Raw genomic sequence first — 23,011 nt, forward strand, 5'->3', positions numbered from 1 at the left:
TACTTCCCCCAAGGTCTTTTCGACATGCGGCGCAACCGCTTGCACCGTGGCATCTGACCCAATCACCTGCTATCGATCGGGTTGATGCGTCGCCCTCTAGCCTGCTTGCCGCGAGGAGGAACGCGAGGACCATACCAACACCCGCCAAGGCGCACGGTTATGCGATGCAGCGCACACAAGCGCCTTCAGGGACGTGCCGGATACACCGGGTTGTTGCATGGGTGAACGCAAAGCACGGGCGGCAAGGGTGCCAGGGCCAACGCCACGGCATGCAACGCGATCTGTTGGGGTGGGATATTCGTCCGGGCTGCGGACAAGGCCTCCCTACGAATGACGGAGGCGATGCGTGGTCAGGTGCAGGGCGTTCGGGTTAAGCGTCCGAGGACCGGCCTTGCGCGGGTCCGCGCCCGTGTCTGCGCACGAACCACAGCGGGCAAGGAAATGAAGCGCGCAAAGCCTTGTGTGCAAAGGCTTTGCGAGACACCACGCGCACCAGTTGCGCGGGCGCAAGCTGATGCGCGACATCCTGGCAGGCATATGCCGCAACCAGCGCGGGCCGAAGCAACAACATCGGCCCAAGCAGTCTGGCGAATCGGTTGCAGCGCTGAAACACAAAGCCGCGCTCAGGGCGCGGCTTGCTCGGATGCGTGTCAGCTTACGCGTCAGAACTGTTCCCAATCGTCGGCATCGTTGGAGACCGCAGCCAAGGCAAGCTTGCCTGTCCTGGGTTCGGCCGCCACGGCAGGCGCAGCCTTGGCGTTCGGAGTCTGTACGACGGCTGGCTTGACTGGCGCTGCGAGGCGCTTGCGTGCCGCACGCGCCGTCGGCACGGCAGGTTTGCGCGCAGCCGGTTTAGCGACCGGGCTGGATGCGGCCGATGTCGTCGATATTGTCGATGCCGCAGGCATTGCCTTCGCCGCCACGGGCGCCAGCACGGGCTCGGCATGCGCACCGGCCGCCGGCAGGCGGAACGACGCCACCGTTTCGCGCAGCACGCCGGCCTGTTCTTCCAGCGATTGCGCGGCAGCAGCCGCCTCTTCCACCAGCGCGGCGTTCTGCTGGGTCACCTCGTCCATCTGCGTGACAGCCTGGTTGACCTGTTCGATACCGGCGCTCTGCTCGTCCGATGCGGAACTGATCTCGCCCATGATGTCGGTCACGCGCTTGACGGCCACCACCACTTCGTCGATCACCGTGCCGGCCTCAGTCACCAGCATCGAGCCGTTCTCAACACGGCCCACCGAATCGCTGATGAGTTCCTTGATCTCCTTGGCCGCCGTCGCCGAGCGCTGCGCCAGGCTGCGCACCTCACCCGCCACCACCGCAAAGCCGCGGCCCTGTTCGCCTGCGCGTGCAGCTTCCACCGCGGCATTCAGCGCCAGGATGTTGGTCTGGAAAGCAATGCCTTCAATCACGCCGATGATGTCAGCGATCTTCTTGCTGCTGTCGTTGATGCCCGACATCGTCTCGATCACGCGGCCCACCACCTCGCCGCCCTTCACGGCGATGTCCGATGCGTTGCCCGCAAGCTGGCTGGCCTGGCGTGCATTGTCGGCGTTCTGCTTCACGATGCTCGTCAGCTCTTCCATGCTCGACGCCGTTTCCTCCAGCGACGACGCCTGTTCTTCCGTGCGTTGCGACAGGTCCATGTTGCCTGCCGCAATCTGCTTGGTGGCGCTGGCAATGGATTCACTGCCGCCGCGCATCGTCACGATGGTGCGGATCAGGCCGCGCTGCATGTCGATCAGACCTTGCATGAGCGCACCCATTTCGTCCTTGCTGGTAACGGTGATGCGCTCGGTCAGGTTGCCATGCGAGATCGCGCTGAAGTGGCCCAGCATGTTTGACAGCGGCACCGAAATCGCGCGGTGCAGGCCGAACGCGCAGCCCAGCGCCGCCGCAATACCCACCACGATGGCGCCGATGATGAGCATCAGAAAAGCATGCGAGCGAGCCGCCGCACCCTCGTATGCAGCCTTGGCCTGTTCGGCCTGACTGCGGTCCAGTGCATCTGCGGCCACCGTAAGCGCCACAGACAATGGCGGAATCGTCTTCATCACGACCGTGTCGGCAGCGGCAACGTCGTGCGCGCGCAGCGCGGCCATCAGCGGTTCGATCCCGTCACTGAACAGCGCGTTGCGCTTGGCCTCCATCTCGGCGGCCAGGCGCGCCTCGTCAGCGTTCATGGGCAGCGCCTTGTACGCCTTCCAGGCATCGTCCGACTTGGTGCGGTAACCGGCGGCCTTGTCGATGATGGCCGGCACGTCGGCGGCATCCGGATGGAAGACCGCGCGATCAAGCGTCGTGCGCACGATCGCCGCGTTCAGTTGTGCCTTGCCCACCAACGACGTCGAAACCAATTGATTGGTATAGATGTCGTTGATATTCGCGTCGGATGCGCGCATCCCGACCACGCCAATGGTGCCGGTCATGGCCAGCAGCAAGGCGAGCAGCGTCAGCGCTGCATTGAGCCGAAAACGGATGGAAAGTCGATTGAGCATGGGAGTCACAGCGGGTTATCGCCTCCGCTATATCGGCTAGCCCCCGCCATTCCTGAAGCCCAGTCCGGGCAAGGGCGCGGTTACCTCCCATGCAAGATGTGGCTAGTACGGCACCGCCATGTTGTTTTGAATACGGGCGCGGTCGCCCACGCGCAGCCCGTTCGCGTTGTTCTGCGTGAGCGTGACGCGCGAGTTGTCGTTCAGCCGCATCGTCACGCGGTAAGTCTGGCCGACCACCGTATTGCCTTCCACGGCATTGCCGGCCATGGCGCCCGCCACCGCGCCGCCGATGGTGGCCACGGTATTGCCGCGTCCGCCACCAACCTGGTGGCCGAGCAAGCCGCCCACCACGCCGCCGAGCACGGCACCCACACCGCTGGACTGGCCGCGCACGGGCACCGCTTCAACGTATTCAACAACGCCGTAGCGGTTATCCGCCGGCGCTTGATAGCCCTGATCGCCGTTGTTCGGATACGGGGAATAGTTCGGCTGCGAGTAATTCGGCTCGGGATAGGCCGGCGCCGGCTGCTGCGGATACGGCTGCGGCGCGTTCGGGTCGTAGCTACCGTAACCGTTGTTGTAGGTGCTGTCGTACCCGCCGGCATACGGCGTAGTGCTGTAGGTGGTCGGGCCAGCGCTGTTGCCGTAAGCATTGCTGCCTGCGGCATAGCCAGCACCATAGCCCGCGCCATAACCCGGATACGCCGGCGCTGTCACGCAGCCTGTCAGCCCTGCTGCCACGGCAGCCAATGCGGCTGCCGTCACCCAACGCGCTGCGCGCCCTGACTGGTCCGACTTGTTCGTTGCTTGCATGATGAATCCCGTCTTGTGAACGAGGCGTCTGGGCCGAACCGGCAGTCTGCTGCGCGGCCTGTGGCCATGCGCCTCTTGCTGCAAAGTCTATGCCGCAGCGCTGCAAACCCGTGCAACCAAACCTGCTCATCAGTAACGGGGTGTAACCGCCTGACGGTCGTGGCTTTCAGCAAGGCGCAGGGGGTGCGCGTTATCATCGCCGGGCGCCGTGCGACGCACCTCATTGCCAACCCTCCTTGCCAACGAGACGCGCCCCCCCCTCTCCTTGCCATGCAACCGACCCTGCTACTCCTCATTGCGATGACGCCCGAAAACGTGGCGCAGATCGCTGAACACTTCCACGTCATCCACGCGCCTACGCAAGCAGAACGCGATGCAGCCATCGCGCGCGACGGCCAAAACATTCGCATCGTGCTCACCAATGGGGCGACGGGCCTGACCGATGCTGAGATCGCCGCGCTTCCCAAGCTGGAACTGGCCTGCGCGCTGGGTGCCGGTTACGAGAACATTCACGTGGATGCCGCCCGCGCGCGCGGCGTGGTGGTGGCCAACGGCGCGGGCACCAACGACGCCTGCGTGGCCGACCATGCCTTTGGTTTGCTGCTGGCGACGGTGCGCGGCATCCCGAAGCTGGATCAATCGACGCGCAACGGGGTCTGGCGCGACGACATTCCGCTGCAACCCGGTGTGTGTGGCAAGCGCCTGGGCATCGTCGGCCTGGGCACCATTGGCCTGCAGATCGCGCGCCGCGCCACCGGCTTCGACATGCAGATCGGCTATCACAACCGCAAGCCGCGCGAAGGTGTGGACTACCGCTACTTCGATACGCTCAAAGACATGGCCGAGTGGGCAGATTTTCTGATCGTTGCCACGCCGGGCGGCGCGCAGACCAGGCACCTCGTCAACCAAACGATCCTGGAAGCGCTGGGCCCGAGCGGCACCGTGGTGAATATCGCGCGCGGCAGCGTGGTGGACACCGCAGCGCTGGAAGCGGCCATCCGTGCGGGCAAGCTGGGCGGCGCAGGGCTGGATGTGTATGAGAGCGAGCCCAAGCCACCGGCCGGGCTGCTCGACCTTGAGCAGGTTGTGCTAACGCCGCACATTGCCGGCTGGTCGCCGGAATCGGTGCAGGCGACGGTGGATCGCTTTCTGGAAAATGCCCGCGGACACCTGGCCGGCACGGGTGTAGTGTCCCCGGTCTAGGTTTAGGTTTAGGCCCAGGCCAGAGACACCTCCATCACAGAATTACGACGCGGGGCGCTTCATCTGGCACGACGTCGGCTGGGCCGCCAGGTGCGGCTCCAGCGTGACGTCGGTGCGCCAACCGTAGCCGGTGTTTTCCTGGTCGTACTTGATCTTCTTGCCGTCGGCCTTGACCCAGGTGGTGACGTACAGCGTCTGTTGGGCCTGGTGGTCGGTCTTGCGCATCTCGACCGGGCCGTTCAGGCTCTCGATCGTTATGCCTTCCATCGCCTTTGCCACCTTGGCCGGTTCGGCCGAACCAGCCGTCTTGACAGCCTTGGAGAGGAAGGCCATGCCGGTGTAGACATCGGCGTTGAAAAAGTCGTCGTTGTACTTCTTCTTGAAGCCGTCAAGCACGGCGCTGGTCTTCGGGTTGCCGTCGTTCGGTGCGAAGTAGCTGATCACCTTCACGCGGTCTGCACCGGAGGCGCCCATCGCCGTGGGCACGCCGGTGGTGCCAGCGTAATACGTGTAAAAGTTGGTGTTCAGGCCCGCATCCTTCGATGCGCGAATCAGCAACGCCAGATCGCTCCCCCAGTTGCCGGTGATGACCGTATCGGCGCCCGACGCACGGATCTTCGCCACGTACGGTGAGAAATCCTTCACCTGCGCCAACGGGTGCAGGTCTTCACCCACCACCTGAATGTCCGGACGCTTGCGCTTGAGGTATTCCTTGGCGGCGCGCGCCACCTGATGGCCAAACGAGTAGTTCTGGTTCAGCAGGTAGACCTTCTTGATGTTCGGATCCTTGGCCAGGTAGCTGGTCAGGGCTTCCATCTTCATGTCGGAATTGGCATCCAGACGGAAGTGCCAGTAGTTGCACTTGTTGTTAGTCATGTCCGGATCAACCGCGGCGTAGTTGAGATAGATGATCTCCTTGCCCGGATTGCGGTCGTTGTACTTGGCGATGGCGTCCTGCAGCGCCATGCCCACGCTGGAGCCATCGCCCTGCGCAACGTAGCGAATGCCCTGATCGGTGATCTGCTTGAGAATCGTCAGGCTCTCCTGCGGCGAGACCTTGTTGTCAAAACCCACGACTTCAAACTTGGTGCCGTTGCCGCTCCAGTTCTGCTGGTTGGCCATATCAGCCGCGTATTGCCAGCTGCGCAGCTGGTTCTGGCCAAGCGCGCCCATCAACCCGGACAGCGGATCGATCCACGCGATCTTGACGGTCTCGGCCGCCTGAACCTGAGCAGTGCTCGCGCAGAATGCGCCCGCAATGGCCGCCGCGCACAGCGCGAGTCGGAATGCCTTCATGCAAATGTCTCCTGATGTCTTATGTCTTATCGTCGGACGCCGTGCAGAAGGCATCGCCGAGCATGGCTCTTGCAAAAAACCGCAAACCGAGGCTTACCGTAGCTCGATCCTTCCATACACAAACGTATGTGCATGGTAGGAGCGCGTTTGTTGACATGTCAACCCGCGCAAACCTGGGGGCGCCGGCCCGATTTAAGCGCTGGACAGCCGTGTCAGCGGAGCTAGAATCCGCCTTCATGCCCACGCCCTCCCCGCTGATCGACCAACACGACGTGCCCGTCGACGTTGATGCCGATGCCGCCTCCCCCGCCGCGCCGCGTGCACAGCTCACGCCCAACGACTGGGTGCGTGCCGCCACCGATCTGCTCGTCACCAAGAGCATCGATGCCGTGCGTGTGGATGTGCTCGCCAAGCAATTGGATGTCACGCGCGGCAGCTTCTACTGGCACTTCAAGAACCGCGACGACCTGCTGAACCAGGTGCTGCAAGACTGGAGCGAGCGCACACGCGTGGGCCCCAAGCTGGAGCGGCAGAATCCATCGGTGCAAGGCCTGGTGCGTGACCTGCTGGCGCTGCCGTTTCGCGGACGCAGCGCGCGCCGCACCGCGATGGTTGAATTCGCCATCCGTGTCTGGGCGCGGCGCGACCCGATGGCGCAACAGGCTGTCGAAGCTGTCGACGAGCACCGCATGGATTACTACGTCCAGCACTTCCAGGCGATCGGCTTTGCGCGCAAGGATGCCAAGACGCGTGCCTTCATGCTCTACGCTTATCAGCTCTCCGAAGCCACGCTCTGGCACCACGGCAGCAAGCCCGACAAGGACGCGCGCCGCCGCTTCTTTGAAGACACGCTGCTTGCGGGCGCACCGTCCGGGGGTTCGACCGGCACGCCGCAGGAATAAATCGTGCTGCGTCACGCGCATTCCCCCCGAGTGCGCCGCGATGCCCGAATCGCCAGCGTTTCACACATCCGACCTGCCCAGCCGGCTTGATCGCCTGCCCTGGAGCCGCTTTCACACGCGCGTTGTCATCGCGCTGGGCATTACGTGGTTACTCGACGGGTTGGAGGTGACACTCGCCGGTGCTGTTGCGGGCGCGCTCAAGCAAAGCCCCGTGCTGCATCTCACCAATGCGCAGGTTGGTATTGCCAGCAGTGCTTATCTGGTCGGCGCAGTGTTCGGTGCGCTGCTGTTCGGCTGGCTGACGGACCGCCTGGGCCGTCGCAAGCTGTTCTTCATCACGCTGGGCGTGTACATCTCGGCCACGCTGGCGACGGCGTTTTCGTGGAGCTTCGCCAGCCTCGTGCTGTTTCGCGTGCTCACGGGCGCGGGCATTGGCGGGGAATACGCGGCCATCAACTCGACCATCCAGGAACTGACGCCGGCGCGCGTACGCGGCTGGACGGACCTTGCCATCAACGGCACGTTCTGGGTGGGTGCGGCGTTGGGTGCCGGTGCATCGCTGTGGCTGCTGGACCCGGCGCATATGCGCGTCGATACCGGCTGGCGGCTGTGCTTCTTGATCGGCGCGGCGCTGGGGCTCGTCATCCTGGTGATGCGCTTCTGGATTCCAGAAAGCCCGCGCTGGCTCATCACGCGTGGCCGGCATGCGCAAGCGCAGGCCATCGTGTGCGCCATCGAAAGCGAAATCACCGCACGCGGCCATCGTTTCGATACCGTGCCGCTGCCCGCGTTGCGCATGCGCAGCCGCGACCATCCTCATCTGATGGAGGTGGCGCGCGTGCTGTTTGTGCAGCACCGCCGGCGCGCGCTGGTCGGCCTTGCGTTGATGGCGGCCCAGGCGTTCTTCTACAACGCGATCTTCTTCACGTACGCACTCGTGCTGACAGATTTCTACGACGTGCCCGCCACCAAGGTCGGCACGTATTTACTGCCCTTCGCATTGGGCAACTTTCTCGGCCCGCTGCTGCTGGGGCGGTTGTTTGACGTAGTGGGACGACGCACGATGATTGCCGCCACCTATGCGATCAGTGGCGTACTGCTGCTCGCAAGCGGTGCGCTGTTCAAGGCCGGCGTGCTGGATGGCACCACGCAGACGATCGCCTGGACGGTGGTGTTCTTCTTTGCATCGGCCGCCGCCAGTTCAGCGTATCTGACGGTGAGCGAGACCTTTCCGCTAGAAGTGCGAGCGCTGGCCATCGCGCTGTTCTATGCGGTGGGCACAGGGCTGGGCGGCGTGGCAGGCCCGACATTGTTCGGCTGGCTGATCGACACCCACTCGCGCGGCGCGGTGTTTGGCGGCTATGCATTTGGCGCCGTGCTGATGCTGCTGGCCGCCGTGGTGCAGGCTTGCTGGGGCACCGCCGCCGAGCGCAAACCGCTCGAACACGTGGCCGCCCCGCTATCGGCGGACGATGCTGCGGCTTGATCCGTACCAAGCGCACGCCATGCGCGTCGCCACCGGCCGCATATATACTGCCCGCTGCCCTTTCCTGTGCCCTTCCCCGTTTGCCGGAGACACCCATGACTGACGCGACCTACGACAACCAGAATATCTTCGCCAAGATCCTGCGCGGCGAGCTGCCGTGTATCAAGGTGTACGAAGACGACCACACCGTCGCTTTCATGGACATCATGCCGCAGGCCGACGGCCACGTGCTGGTGCTGCCCAAGGAAGGCGCCGCGTTGCTGTTCGACCTGTCCGACGAAGCCGCCTCTGCCGCCATCCGCACCACGCGCAAGCTGGCGCGCGCGGTGCGTGCTGCGTTCACGCCGCCGGGCATCGCAGTCTTCCAATTGAACGGCAGCGCCGCCGGCCAGACCGTGCCGCACGTGCACTTTCACGTGCTGCCGCGCTACAGCGACACTCCGCTGCAACCGCACGCCCGCGTACAGGCCGACAGCGAGAAACTGAAGGCCCACGCCGAGAAGATCATCGCTGCACTGCAAGCCGGCCAGTAAGCCCCGTCTCTACGGCGCAGCGGCCGGCATACGCATCTGCGCATCGAGCACGGCCTGCGCCTCTTCGACAAACGCATGGGCCTGCACCGCAGTAGCGTGCAGGCCAGCAGCCCGCCGGGTGGGCGGACCGAGTTCCGGCTGGTGTTTGCGGCCCAGGTGCTCTCAGGTACCAATGCGCTGCGCCGACGGCGTACGCGTGGCATCCTGCCCATCGTCACGCAGAATCTGCCGATACGCGGCCGCCACCAGCAAACCGATGAAGCGCAACAGGCGGCGCGGCGCGTTGATGTCTTCAGTCACGGCAAAGCGCGCCGGCGTGCCTTCCACCGGTTCACCGGACAGCCAGAAGCGCACGCCCGCCGGCACGTCGATCGATTGACCAGGCCTGAGCCACATGTCTTGGCGCTGATGCTCTTGCGTAACCCACAACAACCCGGCTTGTGCGGCGATGGTTTGGGCCCGTGCCGACCGCCAGCTCACCGGCACGCCCGGCCGGTCGAGTTCGAAGATCCTGATTTCGCGCATGATGGAGACTCCTGTGCCGAGGGTTCGTTGGTGGGTTTTTATGGGGACTGCGGATCGGCACGGTTCCATCTTGCGCGGCAGTTCAAGCCGTTGACATGAACAGTTGCGAACAGTTTGACTGAACTGTTCAATATCTTTCGCGAACAGTTCGGGCAGCCGAAGTTCAGGGTGAAACCCGCCTCCTGTGGGGTTCAGCATTCTCTGCGGCTGCCGTTATGCCGACGTAGCGATGGCGCGGTTGGATTGCGCATTGAGACTGGAATGCATACGGAGTTCGGCATGGCTGGCATCAACGATCTGGGCAGCGACGGCGCGGTCTACAAGACGCTGCTGGAATCGACCAAGGCCATTCCCTGGAAGATCGACTGGTCGACGATGACATTTGCCTACATCGGCCCGCAAATCGAACCGCTACTCGGCTGGAGCCAGGAGAGCTGGGGCACGGCCGAAGACTGGGCAACGCGCATTCACCCCGACGACCGGGACTACGTGGTGAACTTCTGTATCGCCCAGTCCCAAGCCGGGGTGGATCACGAGGCCGATTACCGCGCGCTCACGAAGGACAACGGGTATGTCTGGATTCGTGATGTCGTCCACGTGGTGCGCAATGACAGCGGCCAGGTGGAATCGCTGATCGGCTTCATGTTCGACATCAGCGAGCGCAAGAAGACCGAAGAAAAGCTGATCGCCCTGCAAAAGGAACTGGAGGCGCTGTCATTCAAGGACGGGCTGACGGGTATCGCCAACCGGCGCCAGTTTGACGTCAGCCTCGAAAGAGAATGGACAAGCGCGCGCAGCGGCGGCTTGCCGTTGTCGCTGATCCTGATCGATGTGGATTTCTTCAAGCAATACAACGACCTGTACGGACACATTCAGGGCGACACATGCCTGATCGACATTGCCCAGACACTGAACCTGGCTTCGACCGGCCCACGCGATGTGGTCGCGCGCTTTGGCGGTGAAGAATTCATCCTGATGCTGCCGGAAACAGGCGCCGCCGGAGCCCACAGGGTTGCAGAGCGCTGCCAGCGTCTGATCGAGAAACTGGCCATCCCTCACTCGCAGTCGCCACATGGCCAGCACGTCACTGTCAGCATTGGGGTTGGAACCATCGTTCCGGATGCTGACGTCAGCGCAACGGGGTTCATCCAGGCCGTCGACCGGCAGCTCTACGTAGCCAAACAAAACGGCCGCAACCGGATCGAATCTTTCGACGGACGGCCGGTGAAATAACCGACCGCCTCAAGTCCTGACAGAAAACGGCTCAGCCCGCCGCCTGCTGCACCAGCCGGTGATAGAAGCGGATCAGCTCCACCAGGTTTGCCTCGGTAATCCGCTCGTTGGTGCCATGAAAACGCGGCAGGTCTTCCGGCTTGGCGCGCACCGGCGAGAAGCGATACACGTGGTCGGCAATCTCAATCATGTGGCGCGAATCGGTCGCGCCAATCATCAGCCCTGGCGCGACGACGGTGCCCGGAAACAGCTCGCGCACCGTCTTGTTGATCAGTTGGTACGACGCCGATTGCGTGGGCGAGACGGACGATAGGGGCGAGGCTTCGCTTGAACCGGGCAGCCGGCTCAATTCGAACTTGCCTTTGGGCGCGGCGGCTCGGGCGGAGTCTTCCACGTGTGCGGTGACGGAGGCGATAGTGTCGCCTGGCAGCAGGCGGAAGTTGACCGTGGCCTCGGCGCGGCCGGGCAGCACGTTGTCCTTGTTGCCGGCCTGCACGATGGTCAGCGCAGTGGTGGTGCGCAGCATGGCGTTGGAGCTGGCCGATGCTTCCAACTGCTTCTGCACCATCGGCCCGAACAGCCACAGGTTGGACAGCACAACGCGGCTGAAACCCTGCATCTCGGGCGCCAGCGTTGCAAACATCTCCTGCGCAACACCACGAATGCCGGCGGGCAGTTGGTCGTCATCCAGCCGCTTGAGCGTGGCGCTCATCATGGCGATGGCGCTCTGCCCGTGCGGCGGCGGCATCGACGAATGCCCCGGCGTGGCCGCCACCTTGAGCTGCACGGAGAGAAAGCCCTTTTCCGCCACGCCGATCAGCGCAGCCGGCTTGGCCAGCCCCGGCAGCACGCCTTCGGTAATCAGCAGCCCTTCGTCAACCACGAAGTCGAGCCGCTCACCGCGCGACTTGAGCAGCGCAGCGATCTGCTTGGCACCGCGCTCGCCACCCACCTCCTCATCGGCGCCAAAGGCCAGATGGATGGTGCGGCGAGGCTTGAAACCGCTGGCGGCCAGCAGCTCGATTGCTTCCATCTGCGAGATGAGGTTGCCCTTGTCGTCCCACGCGCCGCGGCCCCAGACCATGCCGTCTTTCACCACGCCGTCAAAGGGCGGCTGAGTCCAATCGCCTTCTGTGCCGGGGGCAATGGGCACGACGTCCTGGTGCGCCATCAGCATGATCGGCGGCAATGATGGATCGGAGCCCTTCCAGGTGTAGAGCAGCGCAAAGTCACCCACTTGCTCGCGTTGCAGCACGGCGTGCGCCTTGGAGTAACGCGCCTGAAGCATCGCGTGCAACTGGCGGAACTGGTCGGCGTTCAGTTGCGCATCCGTCGCGCTGGATACGGTGCGTGCGCGCACGGCTTCGGCCAAGTGCGCTGCAGCGGCTGGACCATCCACGGCCACCGGCGTAACAGCGGGCACATCGAGCTGGCGCGAGCCGTGCCGCCATGTGTTGAACGCCACGTAAGCGGCCACCAACACGACAATCGCGATGACGAGGCGCAACAGCCGCCCCACCACGGCTCCACGACGCTTGGACGACGTACGCATTGTGTCTCCTCTCCTTTGAAGGTGCATTGCCTTCGCCCGGTATGCATGCACCGGGCGTAAGGCGCCAGTATCGCCGGAGTCGCATGCGTTCGGGGCGGTTCCGAATGCGGCTTCAAAATGCGCAAAGAAGAAGGGTCGGCCCCTGTTTGCGAGGACCGGCCCTGTTTTCAAACGATTGCAACCGCAGTGCGATCAGCCCAGCGCGGACGCATCGCCTGCGGCAAGCTGATCAAGCACACCCTCGGTTTCGGCACGTTTGGCTACAATCCTTGAACAGTAGCGAACAGTCATATTCGACTGTTCGGCTGCATCCAGCCCTGCCCGCGCCATGAAACTCCTTATCGATGCCACCACCCGCGTACCGATTGCCGACCAGATTGTGGCCGGCGTGCAGGCGTGGATTCGCGACAACGACGTGCGCCCTGGCGCCAAGCTGCCGTCGATCCGGCAACTGGCGGCCGACTACGGCATCAGCCGCTTCCCGGTGATCGAGGCTTACGACCGGCTGGTCTCGCTGGGCCTGCTGGGCTCGCGCCACGGTTCGGGCTTTTACGTGGCTGAGAGCAACCTGACCGGCCGCGACGGGCGCGGCTGGTCTGACCCGCGCCGGGCGGAGGCCGAGTCCAAACACATCTTCGAGCAGTTCAGCTACCCCGACGGCATGCTCAAGCTTGGCGGCGGGTTCGTGCCGGCCGACTGGCGCGACGTGGATGGCCTCACGCAAGCCATCCGCCAGGTCTCGCGCACGGATACGCATGCGGTGATCGACTACGCCTCGCCACTGGGCAACACTGCGCTGCGCCATCAGGTCATGATGCGCGCGCGCCAGCTCGGCATCCAGGCAGAGCCACCCAATGTGTTGATCACCGCCGGCACCAGCCAGGCGATCGACCTTGTGATGCGGCACCTGCTCAAGCCCGGCGACACGGTGTTTGTAGAAGACCCGGGCTACTACACCGTGTTCGGCCTGCTGCGGCTGCACGGTGTGAAGCTGGTCGGTATTCCGCGCAGGGGCGATGGCCCCGACGTGGAAATCACGGAAGCAATGCTGCGCGAGCACCGGCCCAAGCTGTTCTTCATCAACAGCGTGCTGCAGAACCCGACCGGTTCGGTCGTGTCGCCGCCGGTGGCATTCCGGTTGCTTGAGCTGGCGCGGCGCCACGGTTTCACGTTTCTCGAAGACGACATCTTTGCCGACCTGCAAGCTGATCCGACCGCGCGGCTGGCCACGCTGGACCAGCTTGAACACGTGATCTACGTGGGCGGGTTTTCCAAGACGGTATCGGCGTCGCTGCCGGTGGGCTACCTGATTGCCAAGCGCGAACTGGTGCATGACCTGACCAACGTGAAGATGCTCACGAGCGTGGGCGGATCGCGCTTTGCCGAGGCCGTGGTGACCACGCTGCTCGAGCGCGGCGCCTATCGCAAATATGTGGAGCGGCTGCGCCAGCGCGCGGGTGACTCCGTCATTGCCGCACTCAATGTGCTGGCTGACGCAGGCTGGGAGGTGTTTCACCATCCGTCGGGCGGCAACTTCCTGTGGGCGCGTGTGCCGCACGTGGAGGATTCGCGCGAGCTGGCTCCCACGGCGGAAAAGCACGGCGTGACGCTGGCACCTGGACACTACTTCCGCCCGAATCTGGAGGTATCGCCGTGGGTGCGCATCAACAGCGCATACGCAACGGAACCGCGTGCGCTGGCGTTCCTGCAGGAGGCGGGCAAGCGGTCCACACGCAAGCGCGCGTAGACGCCGCGCGCAGGCATGACGGTTGCGGCAGGTTTGCCGTCTGCGCTCACTCAGGAGCCCCGTCATGCACTCCGACAAATTCCGTTCTGCCCGCCCGCCCCTGCACGAGCCAGGCAAAGCGGGCACCACCTACGTTGAAGGCCCCAGCCCGGCCGACCCCGTGCAGCAGGCATCACAGCGCATCCGCTCTGTAGACGCGTCCGGCACCGAGGCCTCCGGCAGCACGATCGACACTGACGGCAAAAGCCAGGAGGCGGCCAAGAACCCGTCGCTGTGGCAAGACAACGTCATCTATTCCAACGCGTCACTGGTCAACACCAACCCCGAGCCCGACCCGGAAGCGCCAATTGCGGGCATCGATAGCCGACGCAGCCAAGGGCAGCCGACCGTGGCCCCCGACGCCGGGCACAAGCTGGTGCACCGGGGCGTGGTCGACGAGACGGTGCGCAACGGTACACGCGCCGCACAGCGTTTCTCGCTGGAAGACGACGATGCACCCGATGCACCCGATGCGCTCGACACGCGGCGCTAACGCGCTGCGCCGTGGCGGCATGATGCCGATCGACGTATCAGCCGTGGCCGGGCGTGCCGGGCGCGGCAGCCTCGGGCCCTTTCGCCGCCCCGGGCCAATTGGCGGTCCGGTCCAGACATAAAAAAGGCAGCCGGACCAAGGCTGCCGAAGCACCGCCGCGCTCAGTGCGCCACGGCGTTGAAATTGGGCGGCCGCCGATCGGCAAACGCCCGGAAGGCCTCATGCGCTTCGGGAGATTTCAGGCGCTGCGCAAAGCAGGCGCTCTCTGCATCCATCTGCTGCTTGAGCAGCTCTGCATCGCGCATCAGGCGCTTGGTTTCGGTCAGCGCGCCGAGCGGCTGGCGCGCCAATCGCGCAGCAATGGCCTGTGCCTCCGTGCCAAGCTGATACAGCGGCACTACACGATTGGCCAAGCCCCATGCAAGCGCCGATTCCGCGCTCACTGCATCGCCCAGCGCAAACATCTCGAACGCGCGCACGTGGCCCAGGCGCGCGGGCATCAGCAGGCTCGATGCCGCTTCCGGCACCAGCGCCAGATTGACGAACGGCGTGGAGAGCTGTGCGTTGTCCGCCAGCAGCACGAAGTCGCAATGCAGCAGCATGGTCGTGCCGATGCCGACGGCGCGGCCTTGCACCGCCGCCACCAGCGGACGCGTAGCGCGTGCCAGCGCATGCAGGAAGCGGATGACGTTGCGCTCGGCGTCACCCTTGCCGCCTGTCATGGCCGTCGACGCAAATTCACCGATGTCGTTGCCGGCCGAGAACATGTCGCCCTCGGCGCGCAGCAGCACGACGCGCACGGCGTTGTCGTGTTCGGCGGCGTTCAGTGCATCGGCCAGCGCGCCGTACATGGCATCGGTGATGGCGTTCTTCTTGTCGGCGCGCGCCAGGGTTAGGGTCAGCACGCCATCGGCCTGATGGCGTTGAATGTGCTCGCTCATTGCTCGTCTCCAGTGGGGAATTTGGTTTGCAGGTTGGCCAGCCAGCGCGCAACGACGTCGATCTCAGCGTTGGTAAAGCCGTCGGTCAACCGTGCGTTCAATTCGGTCAGGCCCTCTTTGGCCTGGAGCATTGCTGCGCGGCCGGTGGGTGTGAGCCAGAGCTGCCATGCGCGGCCGTCGCTGGCATCGGGCCGGCGCTCGATCAGGCCAGCGTCTGCCGTGCGGTCCACGAGGCCGCTCATGGCGGATGGGCCGAGATCTAACGCGGCACCAGCCTCGCGCATCAACGCGCCGTCTTTCTTATCGAGGAAGAACAGCAAGCCGGATTGCGCGGCCGTCACGCCTTCACCAGAGCGCGTCTGAATCCAGCGCTGCATGCGGCGCTGCCCAACGTTGATCAGATAGACAAGGCGACGCTCGGGTGCCGTCATGCAGCCTCCGCGGCTTCAGGCGCGCGTGCCGTTGCGGCCTGCGCCGCGAGCCAGTCGGCCAACCCTGGCCACAGCGCGTCGACAAACTTCGGGCGAAAGAAACCCATGTGCCCGACGGCGCCGCCTGCGTCTGCGGGGGCAATCTGGCGGCGCTCAACCCAGGTGCCGGTGAAGTGCTGCGTCAACGCGTTGATGGCGGGCGGCGTGGCCCAGGGGTCGTCGTCAAAGCCGTAGACGATCACAGGGTTCGTCACGCGGTTGAAGCGCTCGATGGCACTCAGTGTTGGATCATCGAAGAAGTAGCGCTGCATGCCGGCCCACGCGCCCCATTCAATGGCAACGCCGCCGGGCAGGTCTTCACCCAGGCCCATGCGCTTGCCGGGCACATAACCGATCAGCCGCGCCAGTGCCGGGCCGACACCGCGCAGGATCAACTCAACACGCCAGCGCTCACCACGCTTGCGGATGAAGCGCGAGTTGCCCGTGTGGCAGGCCACCAGCGCCGCGCCGGCCAAACCCCAGCCCGCACCGCACATGCCGATAGCGTGGCCGCCCACTGAATGCCCGACCGCCAGTTGCGGCAACTCCGGATAACGCGCCCGCGCCCACCGCGTCACGCCGTCTGCGTCGAGCAGCATCCAGTCGCGCATGCGGGCAGCAAAGCCGCGCAGGCTCTTGGGCCGGGATGCACCAATGCCGCGGTAGTCGTACGTGATGGCGTGGAAGCCGCGTTCGGCCAGGAACTGCGCAAACGCCTGGTAGATGCGCTGCGGCACGCCCGTCGCCGGGTGCATAACGACCACGCCCTGCGGCGTGCCGGCCGCCGTCCAGAACGTGGCACCCAATGGGTAGCCGTCTGCGGCGGGAATGATTTGGAAGATGCTGTCCATCGTGTCGATTAGTTCGCATACGAAGTTTTTACTTTGTATGCGAAGTAAATAGTTGTGTCAACGGCAGAAAGATAAAGTACTTGCTTAACTATTCGGAGTCTCTATAGTTAACAACATGCTTAACCATGACACCTCTCTCGATCTCGCCTTCCAGGCGCTGGCAGACGGCAACCGGCGCGCGATGCTGGTTCAGCTCGTGCGCGGGCCAGCCTCTGTCAGCGAGCTGGCGCAACCGCTCGACATCTCGTTACCGGCTGTCATGCAGCACCTGTCGGTGCTGGAGAACTCCGGTCTCGTGCGATCAGAAAAGGTGGGCCGCGTGCGCACTTGCCGTATCGAACCCGAGGCCCTGAGCCTGGCTGAGCAGTGGATCAACCAACGACGCCTAGAGTGGGAACAGCACTTCGACCGCCTGGGCGCCTATCTGGAAACGCTCAAAACCCAAGGAGACCCGCATGACGACGACCATTGAAAGCCCCAGCACCCTCCGCCCGCTCGTGATCTCACGCACCTTTCCCGTATCGCCCGACTGGGTCTTCAAGGCATGGAGCACTGCAGAACACATCAAGCGCTGGTTCTGCCCGACGCACTTCACGGTGCCCGATGCGACGGTGGAGTTTCGCGTGGGCGGCAAGTTTGACGTGTGCATGCGCTCGCCCGAAGGGCAAGACCACTGGTCGCGGGGCCACTTTGTCGAGATCGTGCCGAATGCGCGCCTGGTGATCGACATGACTGTGGTGGACGGCGACAACCGCCCGCTGATGAACGCCTACACCGTCGTCACGTTTGCGCAAGAAGGCGGCGAAGGTGCGAAAACTACGCGTATGGAAGTCACGCAGACCCACACGCCGCTCGCGCCGATTGCCGAGATGATGATCAAGGGCGCGCCCGAAGGCTGGAAGCAAACGCTGGACAAGCTGGAGCGCGAAGCCGCAAGCGTGCCGCTCACCAATGGCATCAAGCGTTCAGTCGTGCATGCCACCTTTACCGTGGAGCGCACGTACGACGCACCGCGCGCCCGCGTGTTCAAGGCATTGACCGACCCGGCCGCCAAGGCCAAGTGGTTTGCCGGTGGCAACGGCTACACGCTGCTCGTGCGCGAGATGGACGCCACCCCCGGTGGCCGCGAAGTCGTCAAGGGCCGGTGGGACAGCGGCGTGGTATCGAGCTTCGAGGCGCTGTACCACGACGTCATCCCCAACGAGCGCGTCGTCTATTCGTACGTGATGCACCTGGACGAGCGCAAGATCTCTGCCTCGCTCGCCACGCTGGAACTGCGCTCGGAAGGCAACGGCACCCGGCTTGTCATGACCGAGCAGGGCGCCTTCCTGGATGGCTATGACGATTCCGGATCGCGCGAGCGTGGAACGCAGTTTCTGCTGGACATGCTGGGCGATTCACTCAAGGACTGAGCATCCGCAGCACATCGCGCGCGACGGTCGCCAGCATGACCGCCGCGCCGACGACAAGCGCCATGCCCCTCAGCAGGCCGCTCACATAGGCGAACAGGATCTGGCGCGGGTCATGGCGTGCCTCAGGTTTTGTCCGCCACGTACTGCGCAATGCCGTGCCCGAACGACCAGTTCTCGGGCAGCACTTCCACCAGGTTAATGAACACATCTTCGGGGCGCACGCCGGGGCTTTCTTGCAGCACCTCGACGATGCGCCGATAGAGGGCCTGCTTCTGCTCACGCGTGCGTGTGTTGCTGACGGTGAGCTGGAGCAGGATCGCATCTTCGCTGCGCGCGATGCCAAAGTACGTGGGGCTGACGCTGAAGGTGCTGGCGTCGTGCTCGGTGATCGCCATGAAGCGATCGTCCTCCGGCACGTTGAAAGTCTCGCGCATGGCGCGATAGACGCCATCGAAGATGGCCTGGTGGTAGGCGGCTGGCTTGCCGCGCCGCAACGACACTTGAACCAGAGGCATGGTGGACTCCTTGGCTGGGTGGTGAGGTGCCTGCATCATGCCTGAGCCCACGGCTGCTGCGTCACATGCGCCACGCGGAGCCAACACTCACGCTGGAAATCCGCATCGCCAGTTCGTATGAAGTGCTGGAGGAATTCGAGCGCGGCATGCTGGATGCCGCCGTAGTGTTGCGCCACGACGCTCGGCGCACTGGCGGTGCAATCCTGATGGAAGAACCGTTCGGCTGGCCGCCGCTGCCGGGGCGCAGCGTGGTGCTGCACTCGCGGCGGGCAGATCCGGTGGCAAAGAAGGCGCTGCGGACATTTGCATCCATCTTGCGGGCCACTGCGGGACGGTAGTGGGGCGTGGATCGCAACTCAGTCCTGTGCAGTCCACGCGCAGGCATTGACGCGCTTCAGGACGACGCTGCCGGCCAAAACCTGCGCATCGTCCGCCAAACAACTACAGCTTCTGCACCGCCACGCTGCCGATCGAATAACCCGCGCCAAACGAGCAGATCATGCCCAGATCGCCCGTCTTCAGATCGGTGCGATGGCGGTGGAACGCAATGATGGAACCCGCCGATGCCGTATTGGCGAACTCGTCCAGAATGACCGGCGCCTCGTCGGCCGACGCATCGTGCCCCAGCAGGCGCTTGCCGATCAGTTGGTTCATCGCCAGGTTGGCCTGATGCAGCCAGAAGCGGCGCACGTCAGCCGGGGCGTGGCCCAGCGATTCAAGATGTCCGGCAATGTGCTCGGCGGCCATCGGGCAGACTTCCTTGAAAACCTTGCGGCCCTCCTGGCGGAAGAGCTGGTCTCGGTCGTCCGGGTTGCGGTCTTCGCTGCGCGACAGATAGCCAGCGTTGTTGCGGATGTTGTTGGAGAAGCTGGTCGCGCATTTGGTGCCGAGCACGCGCCACGCGTCGGTGGACCGCGTGTCTTGCGCGCGCTCGACCAGCACGGCCGTGCACACGTCGCCGAAGATGAAGTGGCAATCGCGGTCTTTCCAATCGAGGTGGCCGGAGGTGATCTCGGGGCTCACCACAAGCGCGGCGCGCGCAGTGCCGCTGCGCACGGCGTTGATGGCCTGCTCCAGACCAAAGGTGGCCGACGAGCACGCAACGTTCATGTCGAATGCATATCCGCCCGCGCCAATGCCGTTCTGGATTTCAACGCCCAATGCCGGATACGGGCGCTGAAAGTTGGAGGTCGCGCAGAGCAGCATGTCGACATCGGCGGCATTGCGGCCGGCAGCGGCCAGTGCATCGCGCGCGGCAGCCACGCCGATCTCTGCTTGCAGAGACAGCGCATCGTCCGGACGCTGTGTCAGATGCGGGCGCATGCGTGCCGGGTCTAGCACGCCAGCCTTGTCGATCACGTAGCGCTGACGAATGCCCGACGCCTTCTCGATAAACTCCGCCGACGATTCCGCCAGCGCCGTCCGCTCGCCTGCGGCAATGGCCGCTGCGTGCTGCGCGTTGTGGCGCTGCGTGTAGGCGTTGTAGGAGGCAACCAGCTCCTCGTTGGTGATGACCTCGGGCGCAACCCACAGGCCCGTGCCGCTGATGACGACGTCGTGCATACCCGGAATTTGTTAAATTTTCGTGGCGGCGACGATAGCACATCGGCCGCGCCATGCGGGTTGCGGGATGTGGTCGTTTACATCTAGTTTGGCGTTGCGTTGCCGCGCGCACATTGGCAGGTGCTCGCCCCCCCCGGTAAGCGCAAGAGCGGAAAACAATGCGTTACGCTAGCCCAGCCCCGAACTTCGCAGGAAACCCGAATGCCTATGCTCAGCCCTTCCCGCATCGCCAAAGCCAGTGTGGCCGTTGTCGCCGCGCTCGCCACCTCGCTGGCGCTGGCCCATCCAAAATTGATCTCGGCAAACCCCGCCGACAAATCCGTGGGCCCCGCGCCCACCGAGATCGCGCTGCACTTCTCCGAAAAACTGGTCGCCCAGTTCTGCAATGCCACGCTGGTCATGGCGGCGGCGTCTGGCCCGACGAATATCGCCGCCAAAGTCGCCACCAGCAGCGACGGGAAGACACTGACCGTATTGCCCGCCCAGCCGCTCGCGCCGGGAGCCTACCGCGTCGACTGGCACGTTGTGGCCGCAGACACGCACCGCGTGGGCGGCACCCTCGCATTCCAGGTGAAGTAACACGATGCCGGAGGACTGGCTGGGCGTTGCCCTGCGCTTTGCGTTGCATCTGGACTTGATGGTCCTCTTTGGCGTGCCGCTTTTCAGCCTCTACGCGCTTGGCCCGGCCGACCGGTCGTCAGCCATCTCACGGTTGTACGGCAGGGTGGCCGCGGCATCGGTGGTCACGGGCATCGTGCTGTCGATGTGGGACATGGTGGCAATGGCCGAATCGATGTCGGGCACAACCGCCTACACCCAGCTGACCGGCCACGTCTTCAACGCGATCCTGACCGGCACCGCTGTCGGCATGGCGTGGCTGACGCGCGTGGCGGTGCTCGCCGCTTGCCTTGTCATTGCGATTGCGTGGCGCCAACAGCGCGCCCGCCTGCGAATCGGGCTCGCGCTGTTGGGCGCCATCGCCCTGGCCACACTCGCGTGGGCTGGGCACGGCGCCATGGACGATGGCCTGCGCGGCACGTTCCATCTCGCCGCCGACATTGCGCATCTGCTGGCCGCCGGCATGTGGGTGGGTGCGTTGGTCGCGTTCGTGTTGCTGTCGTCTGCCAAACGTGCCGACACGCCAAACGCGGTGCAGACGCTCAGCCGCGCCGCCAGCGGCTTTGCGCCAATCGGCACCATCATCGTGACGTTGCTGGTTGCCACGGGCATCATCAACTACCTGTACGTCGTCGGGCCGACGCTCGACGCGCTTTTCACGACGCCGTATGGCCTGTTGCTGCTGGCCAAGCTGATGCTGTTTGCGTTGATGCTTGGCCTCGCTGCCCGCCATCGCTATCGGTTGAGCCCGCAGCTTGCCGCCGCCCTCCAAGACGCCAACTACGCCGTCGCGGTCAAGGCGCTGCGCAACAGCCTTTGGACAGAGGCCTGCCTTGCCGCGCTGGTCCTGGCGCTGGTGGCGTGGCTGGGCATGCTTTCGCCACAGCCTTAAACACAAAACGGGTGACAGCACATCGCTGCCACCCGTTTTTTTCAACCTACGCCGAACGCAGCACTTATTTGCCGGCGGCAAGCTCCATGATCATCCGCGACAGCAGATAAAGACGCGGCACCACACTCTCCACTTCCGCATATTCTTCCGGCGTGTGAATGCCGCCGCCAACAATGCCAAAGCCGTCAAGCGTGGGCGTGCCGACTCCGGCAGACAGGCTGGAATCTGCCGCACCGCCGCTGCCCTCCAGCGTGAGCTTGCGCCCGATCTCGCCGTAGATGGCCTGTGCCTTGGCGGCAAGCTGATCCGACGCGGCATTGCGCGGCATCGGGGGGAAGCCGCGCACCAGCGAGGTTTTCACCTCCGTATCCGGGATCAGCTTGTTGGCCGACACGCGCGCCATGTCGCGTTCAACCCGGTCGAATTCTTCCGGCACGGCCACGCGCACATCGGCGTACGCGGTTGCGTGGTCTGGGATGACGTTGGTCGCATCGCCCGCCTTGAGCACGGTGACGTTGAAGGTAGTCTGCCTGGCGCTGTCGCCAAGCTTGCCGAGCTGCAGCGTCTGATGCGCCAGTTCAGTGGCGGCGTTGCGGCCCGATTCGGGTGCGACACCTGCATGTGCTGCCTTGCCCTTCACGTCCACCTCTGCCGTGCCGCTGCCCTTGCGCCACACGACCAGCCCGTCGGCAGGCCGGCCCGGCTCCAGGTTGAGGGTGACGTCGTGCTGTTTGGCCTCGCGCTCGATCAGCGCGCGCGTGCCCTTGGAGCCGGTTTCTTCATTGGTGTTGAGCAGCAGCGTCACCTGCCCGTATTGCTTGAAGTCGAGCTGCTGCAGGATCTTCATCGCATACAGCCCGGCAACAACACCGCCTTTGTCGTCCATCACGCCGGGGCCGTAGGCACGCTTGTCTTTGATCGTGAACGGCTTGGCGCGTGCGGTGCCGTCTTTGAAGACGGTGTCCATGTGCGCCATCAGCAGGATGCGCGTCTTGCCCGTGCCCTTCCAGGTGGCGAGGATGTTGTTGCCCACCGCCGGCGCTGCGGACACTGTTTCCACCTGGGCGCCGGCCTTGCGCAGTTCGTCGGTGACGACGGTGCCGATCTGGCTGAGCCCTGCCTCGTTGCCGGTGCCGGAATCGATATTGACCAGGCGCTCAAGCAGGTGCAGCGCGTCGCCACGGTAACCCTCGGCGGCGGACAGCACCTTGGGGTGGGCATCGGCGGCGCAGGACAGACCGGAGGCACACAGCAGCAGCGCAGCAATGGCAAGGCGGGATGGTTTCATGCAGGACCTTTGGAGCGGAGTGGCAAACAGCCATTACACACAAGATCGGCGCGCGCCGGAGCCGCCATGTTGCGTAGGCGGCACGGGTGTCAGCCGCAGCTTGTTCTTGTCGGCAAGTCATGCAGTCGGGCCTTGCAG

At 64.4% G+C, this 23,011-nt stretch carries 23 protein-coding genes; 12 read left to right on the forward strand and 11 right to left on the reverse strand.

All coding sequences use genetic code 11. The features are described from left to right. Nucleotides 1-662 precede the first annotated feature (662 nt). Together PSUB009319_RS20750 and PSUB009319_RS20755 are read right to left on the reverse strand one after the other, a co-directional pair. Nucleotides 663-2,501 carry a methyl-accepting chemotaxis protein gene (locus tag PSUB009319_RS20750; protein WP_124384068.1) on the reverse strand — a complete coding sequence of 613 codons (1,839 nt, stop codon included), beginning with the start codon at nt 2,499-2,501 and terminating at the stop codon, nt 663-665. 102 nt (nt 2,502-2,603) lie between these two features. Continuing rightward, nucleotides 2,604-3,314 carry a glycine zipper 2TM domain-containing protein gene (locus PSUB009319_RS20755; protein WP_124384069.1) on the reverse strand — a complete coding sequence of 237 codons (711 nt, stop codon included), beginning with the start codon at nt 3,312-3,314 and terminating at the stop codon, nt 2,604-2,606. 270 nt (nt 3,315-3,584) lie between these two features. On the opposite strand from PSUB009319_RS20755, the gene PSUB009319_RS20760 reads away from it, so the two are divergent. Further along, entirely contained in the window at nt 3,585-4,517 is a 933-nt protein-coding gene (locus tag PSUB009319_RS20760; protein ID WP_124384070.1) for a 2-hydroxyacid dehydrogenase, read from the forward strand. 42 nt (nt 4,518-4,559) lie between these two features. Here the strand turns inward: PSUB009319_RS20760 and PSUB009319_RS20765 are convergent, their stop codons facing one another. Continuing rightward, nucleotides 4,560-5,813, reverse strand: a complete 1,254-nt coding sequence (locus PSUB009319_RS20765; protein WP_124384071.1) for a branched-chain amino acid ABC transporter substrate-binding protein — start codon at nt 5,811-5,813, stop codon at nt 4,560-4,562. 236 nt (nt 5,814-6,049) lie between these two features. Between PSUB009319_RS20765 and PSUB009319_RS20770 the strand changes: the two genes are divergently transcribed. The 3 genes from PSUB009319_RS20770 to PSUB009319_RS20780 all read left to right on the forward strand — a co-directional run bounded on the left by PSUB009319_RS20770 (nt 6,050) and on the right by PSUB009319_RS20780 (nt 8,734). Beyond that, entirely contained in the window at nt 6,050-6,715 is a 666-nt protein-coding gene (locus PSUB009319_RS20770; protein WP_124384072.1) for a TetR/AcrR family transcriptional regulator, read from the forward strand. 40 nt (nt 6,716-6,755) lie between these two features. Further along, a complete protein-coding gene (locus tag PSUB009319_RS20775; protein WP_124384073.1) occupies nt 6,756-8,201 on the forward strand; it encodes an MFS transporter in 1,446 nt (481 codons plus the stop codon). A gap of 95 nt (nt 8,202-8,296) precedes the next feature. After that, a complete protein-coding gene (locus PSUB009319_RS20780; protein ID WP_124384074.1) occupies nt 8,297-8,734 on the forward strand; it encodes an HIT family protein in 438 nt (145 codons plus the stop codon). A gap of 162 nt (nt 8,735-8,896) precedes the next feature. Here PSUB009319_RS20780 and PSUB009319_RS20785 read toward each other — a convergent pair whose 3' ends face one another. Then, a complete protein-coding gene (locus PSUB009319_RS20785; RefSeq protein ID WP_124384075.1) occupies nt 8,897-9,259 on the reverse strand; it encodes a DUF2917 domain-containing protein in 363 nt (120 codons plus the stop codon). A 279-nt stretch (nt 9,260-9,538) separates the two neighbouring features. On the opposite strand from PSUB009319_RS20785, the gene PSUB009319_RS20790 reads away from it, so the two are divergent. Further along, nucleotides 9,539-10,492: a sensor domain-containing diguanylate cyclase gene (locus tag PSUB009319_RS20790; RefSeq protein WP_124384097.1), complete on the forward strand. Its 954-nt coding sequence runs from the start codon at nt 9,539-9,541 to the stop codon at nt 10,490-10,492. 31 nt (nt 10,493-10,523) lie between these two features. Here PSUB009319_RS20790 and PSUB009319_RS20795 read toward each other — a convergent pair whose 3' ends face one another. Further along, the gene (locus tag PSUB009319_RS20795) at nt 10,524-12,044 is read right to left on the reverse strand and encodes a M20 family peptidase (protein ID WP_124384076.1); all 1,521 of its coding nucleotides are present in this window, start codon (nt 12,042-12,044) and stop codon (nt 10,524-10,526) included. 328 nt (nt 12,045-12,372) lie between these two features. Here PSUB009319_RS20795 and PSUB009319_RS20800 point away from each other — a divergent pair, with 328 nt between their 5' ends. After that, nucleotides 12,373-13,791 carry a PLP-dependent aminotransferase family protein gene (locus tag PSUB009319_RS20800; protein ID WP_124384077.1) on the forward strand — a complete coding sequence of 473 codons (1,419 nt, stop codon included), beginning with the start codon at nt 12,373-12,375 and terminating at the stop codon, nt 13,789-13,791. Between the two features lie 64 nt (nt 13,792-13,855). Beyond that, nucleotides 13,856-14,323 (forward strand): DUF3005 domain-containing protein, encoded by a 468-nt coding sequence (locus PSUB009319_RS20805; protein WP_124384078.1) that lies wholly within the window; start codon nt 13,856-13,858, stop codon nt 14,321-14,323. 161 nt (nt 14,324-14,484) lie between these two features. Here the strand turns inward: PSUB009319_RS20805 and PSUB009319_RS20810 are convergent, their stop codons facing one another. The 3 genes from PSUB009319_RS20810 to PSUB009319_RS20820 are packed head-to-tail and all read right to left on the reverse strand — an operon-like array spanning nt 14,485 to nt 16,585. After that, on the reverse strand, nt 14,485-15,264 hold the full coding sequence (locus tag PSUB009319_RS20810) for an enoyl-CoA hydratase (protein WP_124384079.1): 780 nt from the start codon (nt 15,262-15,264) through the stop codon (nt 14,485-14,487). Next, nucleotides 15,261-15,695, reverse strand: a complete 435-nt coding sequence (locus tag PSUB009319_RS20815) for a MarR family winged helix-turn-helix transcriptional regulator (protein WP_124384080.1) — start codon at nt 15,693-15,695, stop codon at nt 15,261-15,263. The genes PSUB009319_RS20810 and PSUB009319_RS20815 overlap by 4 nt, the downstream gene beginning before the upstream one ends. Continuing rightward, the gene (locus PSUB009319_RS20820; RefSeq protein WP_124384081.1) at nt 15,692-16,585 is read right to left on the reverse strand and encodes a serine aminopeptidase domain-containing protein; all 894 of its coding nucleotides are present in this window, start codon (nt 16,583-16,585) and stop codon (nt 15,692-15,694) included. The genes PSUB009319_RS20815 and PSUB009319_RS20820 overlap by 4 nt, the downstream gene beginning before the upstream one ends. Nucleotides 16,586-16,700: 115 nt before the next feature. Here PSUB009319_RS20820 and PSUB009319_RS20825 point away from each other — a divergent pair, with 115 nt between their 5' ends. Next, nucleotides 16,701-17,057: a helix-turn-helix transcriptional regulator gene (locus tag PSUB009319_RS20825; protein ID WP_048931586.1), complete on the forward strand. Its 357-nt coding sequence runs from the start codon at nt 16,701-16,703 to the stop codon at nt 17,055-17,057. After that, nucleotides 17,041-17,997 carry an SRPBCC family protein gene (locus PSUB009319_RS20830; RefSeq protein ID WP_124384082.1) on the forward strand — a complete coding sequence of 319 codons (957 nt, stop codon included), beginning with the start codon at nt 17,041-17,043 and terminating at the stop codon, nt 17,995-17,997. The genes PSUB009319_RS20825 and PSUB009319_RS20830 overlap by 17 nt, the downstream gene beginning before the upstream one ends. Before the next feature lie 122 nt (nt 17,998-18,119). Here the strand turns inward: PSUB009319_RS20830 and PSUB009319_RS20835 are convergent, their stop codons facing one another. Then, nucleotides 18,120-18,512, reverse strand: a complete 393-nt coding sequence (locus PSUB009319_RS20835; protein WP_124384083.1) for a tautomerase family protein — start codon at nt 18,510-18,512, stop codon at nt 18,120-18,122. A gap of 65 nt (nt 18,513-18,577) precedes the next feature. Here PSUB009319_RS20835 and PSUB009319_RS20840 point away from each other — a divergent pair, with 65 nt between their 5' ends. Beyond that, a complete protein-coding gene (locus PSUB009319_RS20840; protein ID WP_260393092.1) occupies nt 18,578-18,850 on the forward strand; it encodes a hypothetical protein in 273 nt (90 codons plus the stop codon). Nucleotides 18,851-18,953: 103 nt separating this feature from the next. Here the strand turns inward: PSUB009319_RS20840 and PSUB009319_RS20845 are convergent, their stop codons facing one another. Continuing rightward, complete coding sequence (locus tag PSUB009319_RS20845) at nt 18,954-20,075, reverse strand: beta-ketoacyl-ACP synthase III (RefSeq protein ID WP_124384084.1); 1,122 nt, start codon at nt 20,073-20,075, stop codon at nt 18,954-18,956. A gap of 207 nt (nt 20,076-20,282) precedes the next feature. Between PSUB009319_RS20845 and copC the strand changes: the two genes are divergently transcribed. Next, on the forward strand, nt 20,283-20,654 hold the full coding sequence (gene copC / locus PSUB009319_RS20850) for a copper homeostasis periplasmic binding protein CopC (protein WP_124384098.1): 372 nt from the start codon (nt 20,283-20,285) through the stop codon (nt 20,652-20,654). A gap of 4 nt (nt 20,655-20,658) precedes the next feature. After that, a complete protein-coding gene (gene copD, locus PSUB009319_RS20855) occupies nt 20,659-21,585 on the forward strand; it encodes a copper homeostasis membrane protein CopD (RefSeq protein ID WP_124384085.1) in 927 nt (308 codons plus the stop codon). A 64-nt stretch (nt 21,586-21,649) separates the two neighbouring features. On the opposite strand, the gene PSUB009319_RS20860 is transcribed toward copD, so the two are convergent. After that, entirely contained in the window at nt 21,650-22,873 is a 1,224-nt protein-coding gene (locus PSUB009319_RS20860) for a M20/M25/M40 family metallo-hydrolase (RefSeq protein WP_124384086.1), read from the reverse strand. Nucleotides 22,874-23,011 lie beyond the last annotated feature (138 nt).

This window comes from Ralstonia sp. SET104, assembly GCF_003851545.1.
Classification (GTDB): Bacteria; Pseudomonadota; Gammaproteobacteria; order Burkholderiales; family Burkholderiaceae; genus Ralstonia.

Excerpts from the sequence above, each read along its gene's own strand:
- PSUB009319_RS20750 (WP_124384068.1), bottom strand. The coding sequence starts at position 2,501 with ATGCTCAATCGACTTTCCATCCGTTTTCGGCTCAATGCAGCGCTGACG.
- PSUB009319_RS20755 (WP_124384069.1), bottom strand. The coding sequence starts at position 3,314 with ATGCAAGCAACGAACAAGTCGGACCAGTCAGGGCGCGCAGCGCGTTGG.
- PSUB009319_RS20760 (WP_124384070.1), top strand. The coding sequence starts at position 3,585 with ATGCAACCGACCCTGCTACTCCTCATTGCGATGACGCCCGAAAACGTG.
- PSUB009319_RS20765 (WP_124384071.1), bottom strand. The coding sequence starts at position 5,813 with ATGAAGGCATTCCGACTCGCGCTGTGCGCGGCGGCCATTGCGGGCGCA.
- PSUB009319_RS20770 (WP_124384072.1), top strand. The coding sequence starts at position 6,050 with ATGCCCACGCCCTCCCCGCTGATCGACCAACACGACGTGCCCGTCGAC.
- PSUB009319_RS20775 (WP_124384073.1), top strand. The coding sequence starts at position 6,756 with ATGCCCGAATCGCCAGCGTTTCACACATCCGACCTGCCCAGCCGGCTT.
- PSUB009319_RS20780 (WP_124384074.1), top strand. The coding sequence starts at position 8,297 with ATGACTGACGCGACCTACGACAACCAGAATATCTTCGCCAAGATCCTG.
- PSUB009319_RS20785 (WP_124384075.1), bottom strand. The coding sequence starts at position 9,259 with ATGCGCGAAATCAGGATCTTCGAACTCGACCGGCCGGGCGTGCCGGTG.
- PSUB009319_RS20790 (WP_124384097.1), top strand. The coding sequence starts at position 9,539 with ATGGCTGGCATCAACGATCTGGGCAGCGACGGCGCGGTCTACAAGACG.
- PSUB009319_RS20795 (WP_124384076.1), bottom strand. The coding sequence starts at position 12,044 with ATGCGTACGTCGTCCAAGCGTCGTGGAGCCGTGGTGGGGCGGCTGTTG.
- PSUB009319_RS20800 (WP_124384077.1), top strand. The coding sequence starts at position 12,373 with ATGAAACTCCTTATCGATGCCACCACCCGCGTACCGATTGCCGACCAG.
- PSUB009319_RS20805 (WP_124384078.1), top strand. The coding sequence starts at position 13,856 with ATGCACTCCGACAAATTCCGTTCTGCCCGCCCGCCCCTGCACGAGCCA.
- PSUB009319_RS20810 (WP_124384079.1), bottom strand. The coding sequence starts at position 15,264 with ATGAGCGAGCACATTCAACGCCATCAGGCCGATGGCGTGCTGACCCTA.
- PSUB009319_RS20815 (WP_124384080.1), bottom strand. The coding sequence starts at position 15,695 with ATGACGGCACCCGAGCGTCGCCTTGTCTATCTGATCAACGTTGGGCAG.
- PSUB009319_RS20820 (WP_124384081.1), bottom strand. The coding sequence starts at position 16,585 with ATGGACAGCATCTTCCAAATCATTCCCGCCGCAGACGGCTACCCATTG.
- PSUB009319_RS20825 (WP_048931586.1), top strand. The coding sequence starts at position 16,701 with ATGCTTAACCATGACACCTCTCTCGATCTCGCCTTCCAGGCGCTGGCA.
- PSUB009319_RS20830 (WP_124384082.1), top strand. The coding sequence starts at position 17,041 with ATGACGACGACCATTGAAAGCCCCAGCACCCTCCGCCCGCTCGTGATC.
- PSUB009319_RS20835 (WP_124384083.1), bottom strand. The coding sequence starts at position 18,512 with ATGCCTCTGGTTCAAGTGTCGTTGCGGCGCGGCAAGCCAGCCGCCTAC.
- PSUB009319_RS20840 (WP_260393092.1), top strand. The coding sequence starts at position 18,578 with ATGCGCCACGCGGAGCCAACACTCACGCTGGAAATCCGCATCGCCAGT.
- PSUB009319_RS20845 (WP_124384084.1), bottom strand. The coding sequence starts at position 20,075 with ATGCACGACGTCGTCATCAGCGGCACGGGCCTGTGGGTTGCGCCCGAG.
- copC (WP_124384098.1), top strand. The coding sequence starts at position 20,283 with ATGCTCAGCCCTTCCCGCATCGCCAAAGCCAGTGTGGCCGTTGTCGCC.
- copD (WP_124384085.1), top strand. The coding sequence starts at position 20,659 with ATGCCGGAGGACTGGCTGGGCGTTGCCCTGCGCTTTGCGTTGCATCTG.
- PSUB009319_RS20860 (WP_124384086.1), bottom strand. The coding sequence starts at position 22,873 with ATGAAACCATCCCGCCTTGCCATTGCTGCGCTGCTGCTGTGTGCCTCC.